This window comes from Pseudoalteromonas sp. RWi3 (genome assembly GCF_054960735.1).
Map to the genome: position 1 here is coordinate 217857 of NZ_JBHNYL010000005.1, position 14848 is coordinate 232704.

General features: G+C 38.9%; 13 protein-coding genes. 9 read left to right on the top strand and 4 right to left on the bottom strand.

Annotation, left to right across the window (positions count from 1 at the left end):
* The first annotated feature begins 193 nt into the window (after positions 1–193).
* The 8 genes from ACFI4Z_RS09625 (at position 194) to ACFI4Z_RS09660 (ending at position 6974) form a co-directional block, all read left to right on the top strand.
* Complete coding sequence (locus ACFI4Z_RS09625; protein ID WP_462670389.1) at positions 194–667, top strand: GNAT family N-acetyltransferase; 474 nt, start codon at positions 194–196, stop codon at positions 665–667.
* 298 nt (positions 668–965) lie between these two features.
* Positions 966–1517 carry a cytochrome b gene (locus ACFI4Z_RS09630; protein ID WP_462670390.1) on the top strand — a complete coding sequence of 184 codons (552 nt, stop codon included), beginning with the start codon at positions 966–968 and terminating at the stop codon, positions 1515–1517.
* 222 nt (positions 1518–1739) lie between these two features.
* On the top strand, positions 1740–2858 hold the full coding sequence (locus ACFI4Z_RS09635) for a hypothetical protein (protein WP_462670391.1): 1119 nt from the start codon (positions 1740–1742) through the stop codon (positions 2856–2858).
* 111 nt (positions 2859–2969) lie between these two features.
* Entirely contained in the window at positions 2970–3248 is a 279-nt protein-coding gene (locus tag ACFI4Z_RS09640) for a hypothetical protein (protein ID WP_462670392.1), read from the top strand.
* Between the two features lie 352 nt (positions 3249–3600).
* Positions 3601–4596, top strand: a complete 996-nt coding sequence (locus ACFI4Z_RS09645; RefSeq protein WP_462670393.1) for a fatty acid desaturase — start codon at positions 3601–3603, stop codon at positions 4594–4596.
* 83 nt (positions 4597–4679) lie between these two features.
* Positions 4680–5060: a VOC family protein gene (locus ACFI4Z_RS09650; RefSeq protein WP_462670394.1), complete on the top strand. Its 381-nt coding sequence runs from the start codon at positions 4680–4682 to the stop codon at positions 5058–5060.
* A 49-nt stretch (positions 5061–5109) separates the two neighbouring features.
* Complete coding sequence (locus ACFI4Z_RS09655) at positions 5110–5361, top strand: TIGR03643 family protein (RefSeq protein ID WP_462670395.1); 252 nt, start codon at positions 5110–5112, stop codon at positions 5359–5361.
* Positions 5362–5834: 473 nt separating this feature from the next.
* On the top strand, positions 5835–6974 hold the full coding sequence (locus ACFI4Z_RS09660) for a Na/Pi symporter (protein WP_462670396.1): 1140 nt from the start codon (positions 5835–5837) through the stop codon (positions 6972–6974).
* Between the two features lie 228 nt (positions 6975–7202).
* On the opposite strand, the gene ACFI4Z_RS09665 is transcribed toward ACFI4Z_RS09660, so the two are convergent.
* The 3 genes from ACFI4Z_RS09665 to ACFI4Z_RS09675 all read right to left on the bottom strand — a co-directional run bounded on the left by ACFI4Z_RS09665 (position 7203) and on the right by ACFI4Z_RS09675 (position 11824).
* On the bottom strand, positions 7203–9257 hold the full coding sequence (locus ACFI4Z_RS09665) for a TonB-dependent receptor (protein ID WP_462670397.1): 2055 nt from the start codon (positions 9255–9257) through the stop codon (positions 7203–7205).
* A gap of 65 nt (positions 9258–9322) precedes the next feature.
* The gene (gene rhlP, locus ACFI4Z_RS09670) at positions 9323–10177 is read right to left on the bottom strand and encodes a rhombotarget lipoprotein (RefSeq protein WP_462670398.1); all 855 of its coding nucleotides are present in this window, start codon (positions 10175–10177) and stop codon (positions 9323–9325) included.
* 69 nt (positions 10178–10246) lie between these two features.
* Positions 10247–11824, bottom strand: coding sequence for an ATP-binding cassette domain-containing protein (locus ACFI4Z_RS09675; RefSeq protein WP_462670399.1), 1578 nt, complete (start codon positions 11822–11824; stop codon positions 10247–10249).
* Between the two features lie 414 nt (positions 11825–12238).
* Here ACFI4Z_RS09675 and ACFI4Z_RS09680 point away from each other — a divergent pair, with 414 nt between their 5' ends.
* Positions 12239–13336 carry an endonuclease/exonuclease/phosphatase family protein gene (locus ACFI4Z_RS09680; protein ID WP_462670400.1) on the top strand — a complete coding sequence of 366 codons (1098 nt, stop codon included), beginning with the start codon at positions 12239–12241 and terminating at the stop codon, positions 13334–13336.
* Between the two features lie 76 nt (positions 13337–13412).
* On the opposite strand, the gene ACFI4Z_RS09685 is transcribed toward ACFI4Z_RS09680, so the two are convergent.
* Positions 13413–14789: an NAD-dependent succinate-semialdehyde dehydrogenase gene (locus ACFI4Z_RS09685; protein ID WP_462670401.1), complete on the bottom strand. Its 1377-nt coding sequence runs from the start codon at positions 14787–14789 to the stop codon at positions 13413–13415.
* Between the last annotated feature and the right edge of the window lie 59 nt (positions 14790–14848).

Genomic DNA, 14848 nt, shown 5'->3' on the forward strand with positions numbered 1-14848 from the left:
TTAACCGGTAAGCTGCGATATTCTCAATTAAGAGTATCGCAGCTCCATCTTCGTAGTGAAGCATGGTTTCGTGTACTGTTATTTTATGAGTGGACTATATAGCCTGCTGTTACCCTTAAATAGCAAGTCTTTATAAAAACGTAATACACTGATAAATTGAACAATACAATTATATAATGCAGAGCTTAATCGATTGATTAACAAGTTAAATAATGCGAACAATTTAGTCGCTGAGCAAATTCACACTATTTTTCAACGTTCTTATAAAATTGAAGCAGAGCTTATTGGCTGTGTGGTATTCCCTCCTTTACTTCGTACAGTAAGTAATATAAAAAATTCACTGACCCATTTTTATGGATTATATGTGGGCGAGTCACTCGCGGGTGTTATTGAACTGGAAGTTAAAAACAGCCAGTTAGAAATTAATAGCTTAGTGGTTGACCCTGAACATTTTCGCAAAGGTATTGCGAATAGATTAATGCACTTTGTAGTTGATGATTTTGCGAGTACCGCTTCAATCAAGCCATCGACTATTGTTGTTGCAACCGCCGTAGTCAACGGACCCGCGATTAAGCTATATAAAAAACATGGCTTTGTTGAGTTAAAAAAATGGACACCCGATCACGGTATCGAAAAGCTAGCAATGGTTCGAACTGACATGATTTAACGTAACAAATTAAGTATAAAAATGCTTTAAATTCAATGTCTTTATAATTGTTAGTTTAAATACCAAGTATTTCTTGAAATGTAACCAACGATAGTTCTTTACAGAGGCCAATCCCTTAAGTTTATTTTAAGTTTAATTGTTTACGCTTTACCAAGCATATTTAAATTTGTTTCAGATCACTAAACACTTACCAATTATAGGTTACTGTTTAGTGGCGTTGGCGATCTTTTCAAGCTCCTAACATAATAGTTCGGTTGATGAGTAACCACGTTATGGCTGGATTTTTTCGAGAGGCATTATGAATCTAAAAAACACACCTACTCATTACAATACACTCTCCATTGCTTTGCATTGGCTTATGTTCATATTGATTGTTGCTGTGTACTCAAGTATTGAACTACGTGAATTATTCGACAAAGGGACTACAACCCGAGATGCCTTTAAAATGTGGCATTTTATGCTTGGTTTATCGGTTTTAGCCTTAGTATGCATTAGGTTAATTGCTCGGATAGTGGGTGGCTCGGCTCCTGATATAAAACCAGAGCCAGCTAAATGGCAAAATAACTTGGCTAAACTAGCACACATTATGTTGTATGGGCTTATGTTTACTATGCCCATTGCGGGATGGTTAATTTTGAGTATGGCAGGCAAACCAATCCCGTTTTTTGGTCTAGAGCTGCCGCCACTGGTCAGTAAAGATTTAGACTTGGCTAAAACAATAAAAGAGTTGCATGAAATTGCTGGAGAAGTTGGCTATTACTTAATTGGACTACATGCCGCCGCCGCTTTATTTCACCATTATATTTTAACTGACAATACACTTACACGAATGCGTTTGCCAAAAAAATAACACTTAATTAAGTGGTCAAACGGTTGTTTGCGCACATATTCAAGGTTATGAGCGACGCGCGTATATTTTTCTATTTAGCTTTGCTTAGAGATAATAGAAAACTGAATAATAGTAATATCTTAGCTAATTTGTTAAAACTATTTTAAGTAAAAAATGAGTGTGGTCAGAGTAGAAAGATCCGCCCTTCGCCCACTGTAAAATTGTTAGCTCTCTGGAGGAAGTATGAAGGAAGATTGGCCGTTCTGTGGAAGAGCTGTATATTTATCTGGCGGACCAGTAGCTATTATTGAGCCACAAAGTGATGTGATTACGCTCTGGCCTAAAACTAAAGATGGTAAAATTACTGAAATTAAAATAGATACATTTGGTAAGTTATATTACGCGCTTAGGAAATATAATTTGACGATTATTGGTGTTGAATTTACTACACATCATAGTGAGTATATAGGTGAAGCCCCAAAACAATTTCGAGGCTACACTGAGCAGGAAGCTATTTGGCCTAATTGGGATGCCGCACAAAAGTGGGGTGAATTAGCCTTATCATCATTTCATAATAAAAATGGTTTAAGTTATGATCTATCAAATAGAATTAGCTTCCAACTAAACACTATTAATAACCGATTGAGAAGTTTATCCTTATCATATAAAAATCAGTTAAATGCTTTAGTTCTGAAAAATAAATTCAAAGCTGGTCAACGGTTTCAAGACGGATACACTGACTTGGTTTATCAGGAGTTTCACTCTTTTTTATTCGATGCTGGAATCCTTCGAGATAACTTATGTGAATATGTTTATAATTTTTCAGATAATGGTTCTCGCAAAGAAGATGGAAAAGAAATCACGACTGCAAGTGGTCTGTTTAAATTTCTGAAAAAATTAGTTAACCACACAAAACTAGAATCTTACTTAAAAAGTGAAATGAGTAAAGGTGGGTGGTTATTCGAGTTGGGGCAATATCGAGATCTAGTTATGCATTCAGCACCAATAAATATAGCTAATCAGCGTTTATATGCAATTCATGAACCAATTACGCTGCCCGATGATAAAGAGTTTCTTTCAGTTCGTTTTCCTTTACCTTCTAATCCTTCAAAACTATACAGTGAACGTTGTAGGAGAAATGATTTTGATAAATACATCGAGCAATTTGAAGAGCTTTCTCGAGTCTCATTAAAAGATCGTGGAGAGTATGATTGTTTAGAATACGCGCATAAGGTATTTGGGTTGCTTTCCAATCTGTCTTTAGAGGTAGCAAAAGAATCACCATTTAAACCAATGCGACAAACATTCATTCGTACTGACGATGGAACTATATCTAGACCTTCGTATGTAAAAGAGAGATAAAAAAATATCAAGGTGACGCGTTACACTCAGCGGTATTGGTATGGATTTTGGTGCGCTTGGTCAGTTTATCGTGGCGCACCTTATGTTAGGCATTAAATTTCAGGAGAGACAATGAAGCTCATTTTGGTAATAATCCTCTCGCTAGTATTTTCAGCTGGCACTTTAGCAAGTGAAGCAGTTGAACTTCGTCACAAAGGTGTGGAAGCAGTATCGAAAGGTGATTTTTTATCAGCTCAAAAATACCTAAATCAGAGTGCAAAACTAGGATTTTACACAGCACAGATTGAGTATGCATATTTGCTAGAGTCTAGCCCTGGCTCAGTACAAAATAATGTTGAGTCTTATGCCTGGTACAAAGTGGTTATTGCGCGAGCAGGTACTGACACATAATTTGCAAAAGAGGGTTTGGCTCGGCTAACCAAAGTAATGTCTGAGGAAGAGTTAAACCAAGCAAAAGAAATTACAACAAAATATATTGAACAATATGCCAAGTGAAAATTTAACACATGTGAGCGTTAACTCTGTTAATAGGCACTAGTGTTCTTTATTGAACGTTTTATACAGTGGCTGTTAAGCAAGTAGCTTACGCAAAAGCTTTAGTTGAATTAAAAGTCTGCTTGATTTAAATTAATAGCTCTTTCATTTTTTACTTACCACTTACCACTTGCCACTTATTCTCGCTCTAGCAGCTTTTTAATTATTCGGGTATCATTTGCGCAACTTTGATTTTCAGTTGCTATTTATGAACACGTTAAGTGCCAAAGAAAATATTCAAGCCATTGTAAAGGCGATTAAAGCGGAAGAAGCTAAACTTCGTCAAAAACACCCATTATTAGCCCATCAAAATACCTTAGGAATGGCGATTCTTTTACTCTCTCTTGCAGCGTTAATTGGTGTAGGAACACTGTATTACCTTGCTATTATACCTGCTTGGTTGTGTATTATTTTAGCGGCCATTGCTGCGTCAATTTCCCATGAGCTAGAACACGACCTTATCCATAAACAATATTTTAGTAAAAAACCATTTTTGCATAACTTTATGATGCTCACAGTTTGGCTGATGCGACCAAACACTATTAGCCCTTGGTATCGCCGCCAAATGCATTTACATCACCATAAAACCTCGGGCACTGAGCAAGATTTAGAAGAGCGCTTAGTCGGTAACGGCATTAAAAATCCATTTTTACGCGCCTTGGTGATTGTTGATGGTCTACTTGGTTTATTAATTAATGCAAAGCGTTTTAGTAAAGAAATTAAAGGCTTTAGCTTTTTGAAAGTGTTTAATGCTGGTTTCCCGGTAACTACCACGTACTTTGCAATTTTATACTCTGTTATTATTTTTCACTTAGTTAACCTATTTGTGCCACTTGAAGCAAACGCACCGGTTTTATTGTTAGATGCGATGGCGGTATTTGAGTTTTTAATGGTTGTGTTGATTGTGCCAAACATCGTACGCTCAAGCTCTCTTAACTTTGTCACGTCATCAATGCATTACTACGGTGGCGTTAACAACATGATGGAGCAAACCCATGTAATAACCAGCCGTTTATTCGCACCGTTTAATTTGTTTTGCTTTAACTTTGGTCATACCCATACTATTCATCACTTTGTACCGAATCAGCCGTTTTATTTGCGCCAGATGATAAGTAAAAAAGTGCTTGAGGTAATGAAGAAACACGGCGTTCGCTTTAACGACTTTGCTAGTATTAAGCAAGCTAATCGCTATCAGGCTTCTTAATACCAAGATGCAAATTACTAATTGACCTCAAGTTTGGTTAAGGTTTTAAAGTCGTTATCTAACTTTATATTTAGGTAGCGACTATGAATCTTAATCAAATCACTTTACCTGTCACTGACATTGAAAAAGCCAATCACTTTTATCTTACTTTAGGCTTTACACAAATTGTTAAAAGTCCCCATTATTCACGTTTTGAGTGTGCCAATAAAGCCACGTTTTCTTTGTTATTAACCAATGATACGTTTAGTAATGGTGCGATAATATACTTTGAAAGCGAAGACCTAGAAAAGTGGGTCGCGTCATTAAAAGCCAAAGGTGTGAAATTTGATACCGAGATTATTGACCAGCGTTACTTATGGCGTGAGGCTAAGCTTACAGACCCATCAGGAAATCTAATTAAGCTATATTGGGCTGGGTACAATCGCTTAAACCCTCCATGGCGAGTTGATATAAGTGTTCAATAAGGTGAGCTAAATTAGAAGTGACTGCGTATGAAAATAATTTGGGTGAATTATGCAATTTAGTGACAGTGAAACTTCTCGAATTATTGAAATGGCGTGGGAAGATCGTACGCCGTTTGAAGCTATTGAAGATCTGTTTGGTTTAAACCACTCACAGCTTGTTACCTTTATGCGCAGCAATGTTTCCAGCGGTTCATTTAAAGTATGGCGCAAGCGACACAGTGGCCGCACAACAAAGCATTTAAAGTTACGTGATCCAGCCATTATGCGCAGCCATTGTAAAACACAATATAAACACCGTTAGTCTTGTGTATACATGAGGGGCGTACTCGTTAAGCGGGTTTAAATATCCAAAGAGCTGTGCCTTCCTCATTACAAGCGTTTTATGGTGTGTGCCTTGTATAATAACCTCCTCTTTTTACCTGTCTGTTATTTTAATTGTTTTGTAAGTATGGCAGTAGACAGCCGACCAATTACAAAGTCTCTTAGATAAAAAAATACAATTTATTTAATAAATAGAATAAAGCGTTGTTAGTTGTTCTGTAAATCAATGTAAAACTCAATACTTGTTTTAACTGTTTGATAATAAATACTTAAATTTAATTTTTTAAAGCTGTTTAATCTCGTTTTAGTACTCTCATATCATGAGTGGCTGTTTTACGAGCGCTTGTTAATTTGAATGAAATATTTCTGTAATATTGGAGTGTTCTAATGCGCCCTGAAACAAAAACGTCATCAAAATGCCACAATCGGCAAGACAACAATTGAGATTTAAACATGAGTGAATCAAAGCAGAACACGCTATTAATTAAAACACTTAACTGGGCGGCCATTGTCTTTTTAGTTTATTTAGTACTGGTTGCCGTAGGTACAGTCAGTGGTGGTTTTAAGTTAGCGTCAGGTGGTACTCAAGGCGCACAAGAAATTTTTGCGTTTGCAACTAACCCGTTTATCGCTTTATTACTAGGTGCTTTAGCAACCGCTTTAGTACAATCGTCTTCTACTGTAACGTCAGTCATCGTTGGACTTGTGGCAGGTGGTTTACCTTTAAGTATTGCTATCCCAATGATAATGGGTGCAAACATTGGTACAACCATAACAAATACTTTGGTATCAATTGGTCATATTCGCTCAAAAGATGAGTTTCAACGTGCGTTTGCTGCCTCAACAGTTCATGACTTTTTTAACTTGTTCGCGGTTGCTATCTTCTTACCGCTTGAAATAATGTTTGGTTTATTACAAAAGCTTTCAGCCATGTTATCGCATTTGTTTGTCGGTGACGCTGACTTATCATTAAAGAGCTATAACTTTGTAAAACCTTTAGTGAAACCTGCTGTGGGTGTAATAAAAGACGCATTTAGCTTCTTAGATACAAAAATGTTAGGCGCAGCAATGGTCGTTGCGGGTATCTGTTTAATCTTATTTGCAGTAACAACGTTAGGTAAGCTTCTTAAAAAGGCACTTGTTGGTAAGGCAAAAGATATATTACATGGCGCGATAGGTCGTGGCCCAGTTGCGGGTATTACGTCGGGTGCAGCTGTAACTGTGATGGTGCAATCGTCGTCAACAACGACAAGCTTGATGATCCCACTTGCAGGAAGTGGTGTATTTACTACGCGCCAAATTTACCCGTTCACATTAGGTGCAAACATTGGTACAACGATCACTGCTTTATTAGCTGCAACATCTATAACTGGTCCTATGGCTGAAGTGGCGCTAACTATTGCACTTGTGCATGTTATGTTTAATGTGTTTGCTGTAGCGCTTATTTACGGTATTCCGGTATTACGTGAGATTCCAATTAAACTAGCCGAAAAGCTGGCTGAGGTTGGCACTAAGAATAAGTCGGCAGCACTGGGCTATGTGTTGGGTTCGTTCTTTGTAGTACCAGGTTTAATCGTACTAGCGGTGCGTTAGTCAAATCAAATAAATGATAAGTATGCGCTATGTGGTTATCCATATAGAGCATTTTTTATTTAAGGGGTTTGTAGTGTTTGCTTTATCGTAATATTGCGGCCCCCGAGATAATCAAAGATAGCGCAGAACCCACTTGTTAAAGCACGCAACCATAAGCTGCTCAAAAGTGCACCTGTACTTCAAGTGCACTTGAGAAAGTAATATAAAGCTCTTCTAAAAAAGTGTTAATTACCATGCGTAACTTGCTGAAAACATCACGTTACGCGGTCTGCCTGGGAAATAACGATCTCCACTGAAACCCGTATAATCAGCACGCTCTGCGTAGTTGGTGTTAGTTAGGTTATTAACACGTGCAGTAAGTTTTAATTGCTTAGTCAGCTGCCATGCACCGCGCAAATCTAGTAAGTTATGACCATCATAGCTATGAAGGTTTTCAGGGTCGGTAAAATAGTCACTAACATGATGCCATTCAATCGCAACAAGGGTGTTATCTGTGATTTGCCAGTTAGCTTGGAGGTTGGCGATATTACGTGGTGCTGTGTCTACGTCATTCCTATTAATATTTACATCTGATAAAACACGGTCATAGTCGTATGTATGCTTGGCATGGCTTGCTGCGAGGCTAAGCTGTATGGATTGAGTAAGCTGATAGTCTAGCTCTAATTCAATACCGCGGTGCTGGGTTTTCCCGTCATTAATAGTAAAAAAGTCACTGTCGCGAAAAATGACGTTTTCTTTATCCATAGCATAGGCAGACACTACATAGTGCAATTGTTGATATTGGCCTTTGAGGCCTAGCTCAAGGTTGTCTGCTGTTTCAGATTCTAGATCAGCCACTTGTTGTTCGCGCTGGAGTTGATAAAGCTCGGCAGCTTGGGGGGCTCGATAACCGCGGGAAAAGTTTGCGTATAAATAGTTATCGACAGTTAGTTGGTAACTCAAGCCTAATTTGGGTGATGTATTGGTAAAGGTATTCTCATCACTGGGTGGGCGAGAGTAACGACATCCGCCAAACCCACATTCGCTGCCATCTTCAGCGGTGCGCCCAGCAAGCATGTTATTGGTATAGTCGTAGTTGAGTCGTTCAAAGCGAGCACCTAGGCTGACATTAAGTTGTTGCCATTGCCAATCAAGGCTAATAAATGGCGCAATCAGCGTGCTATTTACGTCGTAATCGTAATGTTTGCCTTGCGGCACTGTCGCAACTAAAAATGCAGAGCCTTGGGTTGGCTTATCTTGATATTGTAGATAGTCAGCGCGAGTATATTCGCTGTCTAAGCCTAAATTAACAGTCAGTTCATCTGAGTAGACATGTTGCCAAAGTGACTGTACGCCAAAACCATTTTGGCTATTTTCTTCAAGCGGTGTACCTGGTAAAAAGTGCTTGAAAAAGGTCATACTCTGGTTGCGCACATAAGGCGTAATAGTAAAAATATATTGGTCGGTTTGCCACTGTGCTTTTGACCACCCCCTAAAAGAGCGCGCTTTTCTAAATGCATCGGGGTCAAAGTTTTGTTGAGCTATTTCATCATCTTTATAACTTTCAAAGCCTTCGATAAACCCTGCGGTTTTTTGATCGAGGTTGGTATAGCTTAGCCCTGTTGTAATTGAAAGTTCGTCGTTGGTATAACGGTGACGTAGGTTGAGTTTTTCTTGATCTACACTTTCATCATCACGGTAGCCGGTATCGCGCGTTACACTAGCGTTGATCCCAACCCCTTGATCACCAAGATCCTTCCCGCTTCGCAGTTTTAAACGGCTGTAACCGTAAGAGCCTAAATCAACCCCCAGTAACTGTTCATCGTAAGTGGTATCTGGCGTGATGACATTGATAACACCATGCACAGCATTTGAACCATAAAGGGCTGAACCTGGACCTTTTAAAACCTCAATACGATCTGCCATTTCAGTGTGGGCTTCAAATAACTCGTTAATATTACAAAAACCAGCCGCACGCAGTGGAATGCCATCTTCAGCCGTTAAAATACCGCCACAGGCGCCCGCACCAGACAGCACTGGAGAGCGAAGCGCAGGTAAATATTCTTGGCCATTGCCATGCTGTAAATTTGCGCCAGCGATTTGTTTTAACACTTGTTCAATGTGGGTGGGGGCAATTAAATCCAGTTCTGCTTGGGTGATGCTGCTGACAACTAAAGGGAGAGGATCGGCATTTACTTGCGAGCGAGATGCTGTTGTCGTGATTCGTTCAATATCGTTTTGGTTTGCAAAAGAATCACATACGGTTGTAAAAGCTAGCGTTAAACCTAGTACTCGAAAAAGCATATAAGCCCTTTATCTAATCTGATTCAAAAGGGCAGAATATAGCCTTTTAGACGAATGCTAAAACTTTAGCGATGAACGACGTTTGATGCATTTTTGCAAAAGCGGGTTTGTTGGCGGTATTTTAAAATTAAACCACCAGCAAGAAGCGCTAATAGCCAAAAAATACAGCCTGAACTCGTGCCATTTTTATGGTTTACGTTTGCTATTTTCTCTTCTTTTACTCGGCTTTTAAATGAGCCAAGTTCAGCATCTAAATTTACTATCATGTCATCCACGGCTAAATTAAAGCTGCTGTTTGATTGATTGTTTAAGGTATCGTCAATACCGACGGCCGTACTACGCTGATCAACCTTATTAATACCCGGTGCGCGAAACAGCATTTTTTTACTCTTCACATCAAAAACAGCGGTATCGACAAAAGTTTGAACCGTATTTTCATTGCCAGGAATAACATACAAGCCAACAATGGTCAGGTACAAAAAGGCGGCATTGTTTTCCAGTGTTTGCGATACTTGGTCGTATGAAACCAGTGCCATTATATCAACATCATATAACCGAGATACTTGATCAAGGGTTGTAAATCCCTGACCTCCTTTTAAGTAACTGCTTGGAATAATCTCAATGCGGTCGATATAGTCGTATTGTAAAAACTGCTTTTTTACTTTTTCAAGCAACGCAATTTCTTCATTACTACGGATACCTGCATCGTTTTGATTGGGAATAAATGCAATACCGACAGTGGCAGGTAAATTAAGCGTTGGCATACTTGGTTGATGAGCTTGACGACTTTGTTCATTGGGATATAGAAAATCCACCAAACTACTAGAGCGTGTTTCTTGATTCGCATTTTGGCTGAGCATAGTACTGCAGCCAGCTAACGAAGTAATTACAATCACCAAAACCATTTGTAGAGTTTTCATATTATTCCTTTTTATAATTGAGTGATCCGATGAGTTTGAAACTTAAATGGTGAAAAAGTTCGCATGCCGTTACTTTAAAGTAATTTGGGTTGTTAAACTAGCTTGCTGAATAAACACCTCATCATGGCTTACTAATATAAAGCTGCCAGAAAAATGTGCTAAGTTTTGTGCCAATAATTGCTTGTTATTGAGGTCTAAATGGTTATCGGGTTCATCCAGAAGCAACAAATGACTGCTGGCATTTTGTTTGGCTATCAGCATCGCTAATTGCATTTTTTCACCCCCGCTTAGTCGAGCAACCTGACGATAAACGGCATCTCCTTTAAATCCTATGTTTGCCAGTACGTTTCGTATTACTTGCGGCTTAAGGTCGCAATGCAGCTGAACTGCATCCATTAAACTTTGTGAGGGAATTAAAAAAGAGCAATGCTGGTCAATATAAAGTACCTGAGTATTTAGTTGAATTGTCGTCGATAAATATGAGCTTTGAGTTTCATTGATCATCCTCAGGAGTGTTGATTTCCCAGAGCCATTTAGCCCATCAATATGCAGCTTATCGCCACTGTTAATCATTAAGGTCACTGGAGTTTGAATACAACCACGGGGTAAACATAGTTTGTCAATAAACAGCAGGCGTTTATTACTGGTAGGTTTAGTAAATGTTAGGTTGCTTTCAATCTTGTGAGGCTGTTGTTGTTTAAGGGCGCGTTGCTGTTGAGCGAGGTTATTGAGCTTTGCTGAGGCTAAACGTTCGTTAGCGCCTTTACTTGCTTGTGCTTTATTTTTATTAAAATCGAGCATGACCTTAGCTTGGCTTGCACTGCGGCGGTGTTTATTGCCTTGTGCGGCTCTTTGTTGTGCTTTTTCATGGTTAATTTGGGATTGCTTTTGGTGTTTTTTTTGCTCTTTGGCTAAGTGATTTATTTGTTTTGTCAGCGCGGTTTGCAATCGTTCTTTTTGCTGGCAAAAATGGGTGAAATTTCCAGTTTCGTAATGGCAGCCTAGATTGTTCAACTCAATAATAGCATCGCTGTGATCAAGTAACTGGCAGTCATGGCTAACGATAATTACTTGCCCTTTAAATGTATGTAACTGTGATATTAACCACTGCTTTGCTGCTCGATCTAAATGATTGCTTGGTTCATCTAAAATTAAAAGATCTGGCTTGGTAGCTAATGCGCAATAGAGTACTAAGCAACGCTGTTGCCCTGGGCTTAATTGAGTAATAGGGGTGTTAATGGGTGCATTAATACCTATGCCTGATAGCTGTTGCTGGTAATATTGCTCACATAGCCAATCGTCGCCTACCAGCGCAAAATCCGCTTCAGCAATACTTCCTTGTGTAATACGTGTAAGAGCCGCCAACTTTTTATCTATTCCTAACTGTTGTGCAATGGTATTTGAGGAGTTTTGTAAATAGTGCTCACATAATTGCTGTGATACAAATGAACGTGTGCCGCTAAACTCAACACGTCCCTCACTAGGTTGTATATGGTTTGCTAAAATATTCACCAATATGGATTTTCCGCTGCCATTAGCGCCAATAATTGCGGTGATCTTTTCATTGATTGAAAAATTAAGCTGTTTAAATTGTACATGGCCATCAGGGTGTTGATAGCTTAAATTATGGATTTGTAATGTATGCATAATGCCTCTGATATGAGCAGGGCATGGCGCGCAAAGCTATTAAATTAACTATGAATCGTTAAGTCGATAACGAGATATATGACGAATTTTGCGCCCACTAACCCTGTAAATTCAAAAAATAAAAACGAATTTCAACAGGTGTTAGTTATTCATCGTGGCGCAAACTCCAATAAGGTAAGTGAGTTAATAATATACAAACATGGGAGAGGTTGTCTGTACTTTTTATTTATATCATCACATTTTAATTAAAATGCAGCTTAGAAACTGTGTAAACTATCATGAGTGCGTTGATTTTATACCGAGCATACAGATTTAGTTGAGGGTGGTAATGTATGTGTGTAAGCGCATAACAGAATGTGTAAGTTATATTATTGATTATATTTTACTTCTAACGTGTGTTAAAAGGATTGTTGAATGTTAATTGTGTTGTTTTGTCTCTTAAGCGTTTTGCTTCTAGTGACTCTTTTACCTTTTTCTTTTAGCCAGCATTATTTAATTCGTAGTTGCGATTTTATTCGGTTACAGGTTTTTTATCTTGCATTAGCTGGGCTACTTTTAACTGGGTATTTTGCATTAAGTGAGTTATCGCCTTTGGTTTTGTCGTCCTTAGTAATGGCGAGTGTTATTTTGCTCATTCAAGGTAAATGGATATACCCGTACACATGGCTTGCAAAAAAAGAGGTGGCTCATAGCCCTGAAGAAAGTGAGCATAGCGTTCGTATTATGTCGGCTAATGTGTTGATGTCGAATACGCGCTATCAAGATTTAATCGAATTAGTCAACGAGAACCAACCTGATTTACTGATCACGCTTGAGTCGGATAGTAAATGGCAGCAACATTTATCAGTACTTGAAAAAGATTACCCTCATACAATATTTTGCCCAAAAGATAATCGCTATGGCATGCACTTATACAGCAAATTTAAAATAATTAAGCAGCAAGTGTGCGAGCTAGTTGAGGAGGATATTCCTTCAATACATATTTTATTTGAAACAGCGCAAGGGCATGTAATGCAAGGGCACTTTATACATCCAGCGCCGCCCAGCCCAACAGAAGAAGACACCTCGAGACCGCGTGATACTGAACTCATTTTACTTGCTAAAGCATTAAAAAATAATACGCGACCGACCATAGTTGCAGGAGATTTAAATGATGTTGCTTGGTCTAGAAGCACGAGATTATTTATGGAAATTAGTGACTTTTTAGATCCCAGAAAAGGACGGGGCTTTTTTAATACTTTTCATGCTGGGTATTTCTTTATGCGCTGGCCGCTTGATCATTTATTTCATAGTCATGGTTTTACGGTTAAACGGATTAAACGATTGGAAAAATATGGCTCAGATCATTTTGCACTGCTAACTGAGTTAGTGCATAAGCCAGCTAATAGTAATCAGCAGTTAGATGATGATATGGACATTCAGCAAGCTGTGAATGAATTGCAAATGGATAATACGTCACATAAGTCAGTACCAACATTTGATGAGGATATAAACAAAGCCCAGCTTAAATAAGCAGATGCGTTATTGAATTTATTACTTTAAGCATTAAAAAAGGGCCGAAAAGCCCTTTTTTAATTATAACTGTGCTTTAGTTATTAATCATAATAGCTTTGATATTTACAAACTCACGAATACCAAATCCGCCGTGTTCACGACCATAGCCGCTGTCTTTCACGCCACCAAAGGGCAGGTTTGGCTGTGCAAGACCATAACCATTTATGTTGATCATACCTGTATCAAAATGCTTTTTAGCCAATTCAATCGCACGCTTTTCATCCTTTGAGATAATGCCTCCACCTAAGCCATAGCGGGAATCATTGGCAATACGCATTGCGTCTTCATTGTCTTTGGCTTTGATAAGTGATGCGACAGGACCGAATAACTCGTCATCATAGGCGGGCATGCCCGGTGATAAATTCTCAATCAAGGTCGCAGGGTAATAGAAGCCGGTTTGTTTAGGTACTTCACCGCCAACAACGACTTTAGCACCTGCTTTTACAGATTCTTGAACTTGATCATGGATCTTATCTCTTAGGTCTTCACGCGCCATAGGACCAAGTTCTGTTTCTTCATCCATAGGATCGCCCAACTTCATTGCTTTAAACTGCTTTGCAATGGCGGTTTTAAAGTCATCATATAAAGCCTCAACGACAACGAAACGTTTTGCTGAAACGCAGGTTTGACCATTGTTAACCATACGACCCTGCATACAGGTTTTAACTGCCAGCTCTAAATCAGCGTCATCAAGTACGAGGTAGGCGTCATTACTACCTAGCTCTAATACGGTTTTCTTTACATGTTTTCCTGCTTGCTCAGCCACTTTTTTACCTGTGCCATCGCTACCTGTAAATGTTACACCGCGAATTGCAGAGTGACTGATTAGTTCGCTGGCTGTTTTACCGTCAATCAGTAGGTTTTTAAATACATAATCAGGAAAACCAGCATCACAGAACATCTGCTCTATTTTTTCTGCTATGCCAAATACATTACCTGCATGTTTTAGTATTGCGGTGTTGCCTGCCATAATATTTGTTACTGCATAACGTATAACCTGATACAGCGGGAAGTTCCAAGGTTGAATACCTAATAGCACACCGGTAGGTTGATAGGTGATAATAGCGCGGCCGTTTTCCATTAAACGCTCTTCGTCAGCTAGTTGAACAGGGCCTTGCTCAGTACTATAGCGGCATATTGCAGCGCATAGTTCTACTTCTTGCAAGCCTTGTTGGTAAAGCTTTCCCATTTCTTGCGTCATTAATTGGGCAAGCGACTTTTGATTTTTTTTAAATACATCAGCAAGTTTATTTAAATACTCAGCTCGCTCGTCTAGGGATGTGTGCCGCCACTGTAAGAATGCATTATGACTTTTATCTACCTCATTATTTGCCTGCTCAAGATTTAGCAGGGTATAGTCTGCAATTGTTTCTTCGGTAGCTGGATTGATTGTAGTTACTGAATCAGTCATTTTATCTCCTTACAAATTATAGTAGTTAGGGTGATTGCAAAGCTAACACCAACTCTTAG

Coding starts and splice junctions, on each gene's coding strand:
- ACFI4Z_RS09655 (WP_462670395.1), top strand. CDS start 5,110: ATGCAATTTAGTGACAGTGAAACTTCTCGAATTATTGAAATGGCGTGG.
- ACFI4Z_RS09675 (WP_462670399.1), bottom strand. CDS start 11,824: ATGCATACATTACAAATCCATAATTTAAGCTATCAACACCCTGATGGC.
- ACFI4Z_RS09640 (WP_462670392.1), top strand. CDS start 2,970: ATGAAGCTCATTTTGGTAATAATCCTCTCGCTAGTATTTTCAGCTGGC.
- ACFI4Z_RS09665 (WP_462670397.1), bottom strand. CDS start 9,257: ATGCTTTTTCGAGTACTAGGTTTAACGCTAGCTTTTACAACCGTATGT.
- ACFI4Z_RS09630 (WP_462670390.1), top strand. CDS start 966: ATGAATCTAAAAAACACACCTACTCATTACAATACACTCTCCATTGCT.
- ACFI4Z_RS09635 (WP_462670391.1), top strand. CDS start 1,740: ATGAAGGAAGATTGGCCGTTCTGTGGAAGAGCTGTATATTTATCTGGC.
- ACFI4Z_RS09685 (WP_462670401.1), bottom strand. CDS start 14,789: ATGACTGATTCAGTAACTACAATCAATCCAGCTACCGAAGAAACAATT.
- ACFI4Z_RS09645 (WP_462670393.1), top strand. CDS start 3,601: ATGAACACGTTAAGTGCCAAAGAAAATATTCAAGCCATTGTAAAGGCG.
- rhlP (WP_462670398.1), bottom strand. CDS start 10,177: ATGAAAACTCTACAAATGGTTTTGGTGATTGTAATTACTTCGTTAGCT.
- ACFI4Z_RS09660 (WP_462670396.1), top strand. CDS start 5,835: ATGAGTGAATCAAAGCAGAACACGCTATTAATTAAAACACTTAACTGG.
- ACFI4Z_RS09650 (WP_462670394.1), top strand. CDS start 4,680: ATGAATCTTAATCAAATCACTTTACCTGTCACTGACATTGAAAAAGCC.
- ACFI4Z_RS09680 (WP_462670400.1), top strand. CDS start 12,239: ATGTTAATTGTGTTGTTTTGTCTCTTAAGCGTTTTGCTTCTAGTGACT.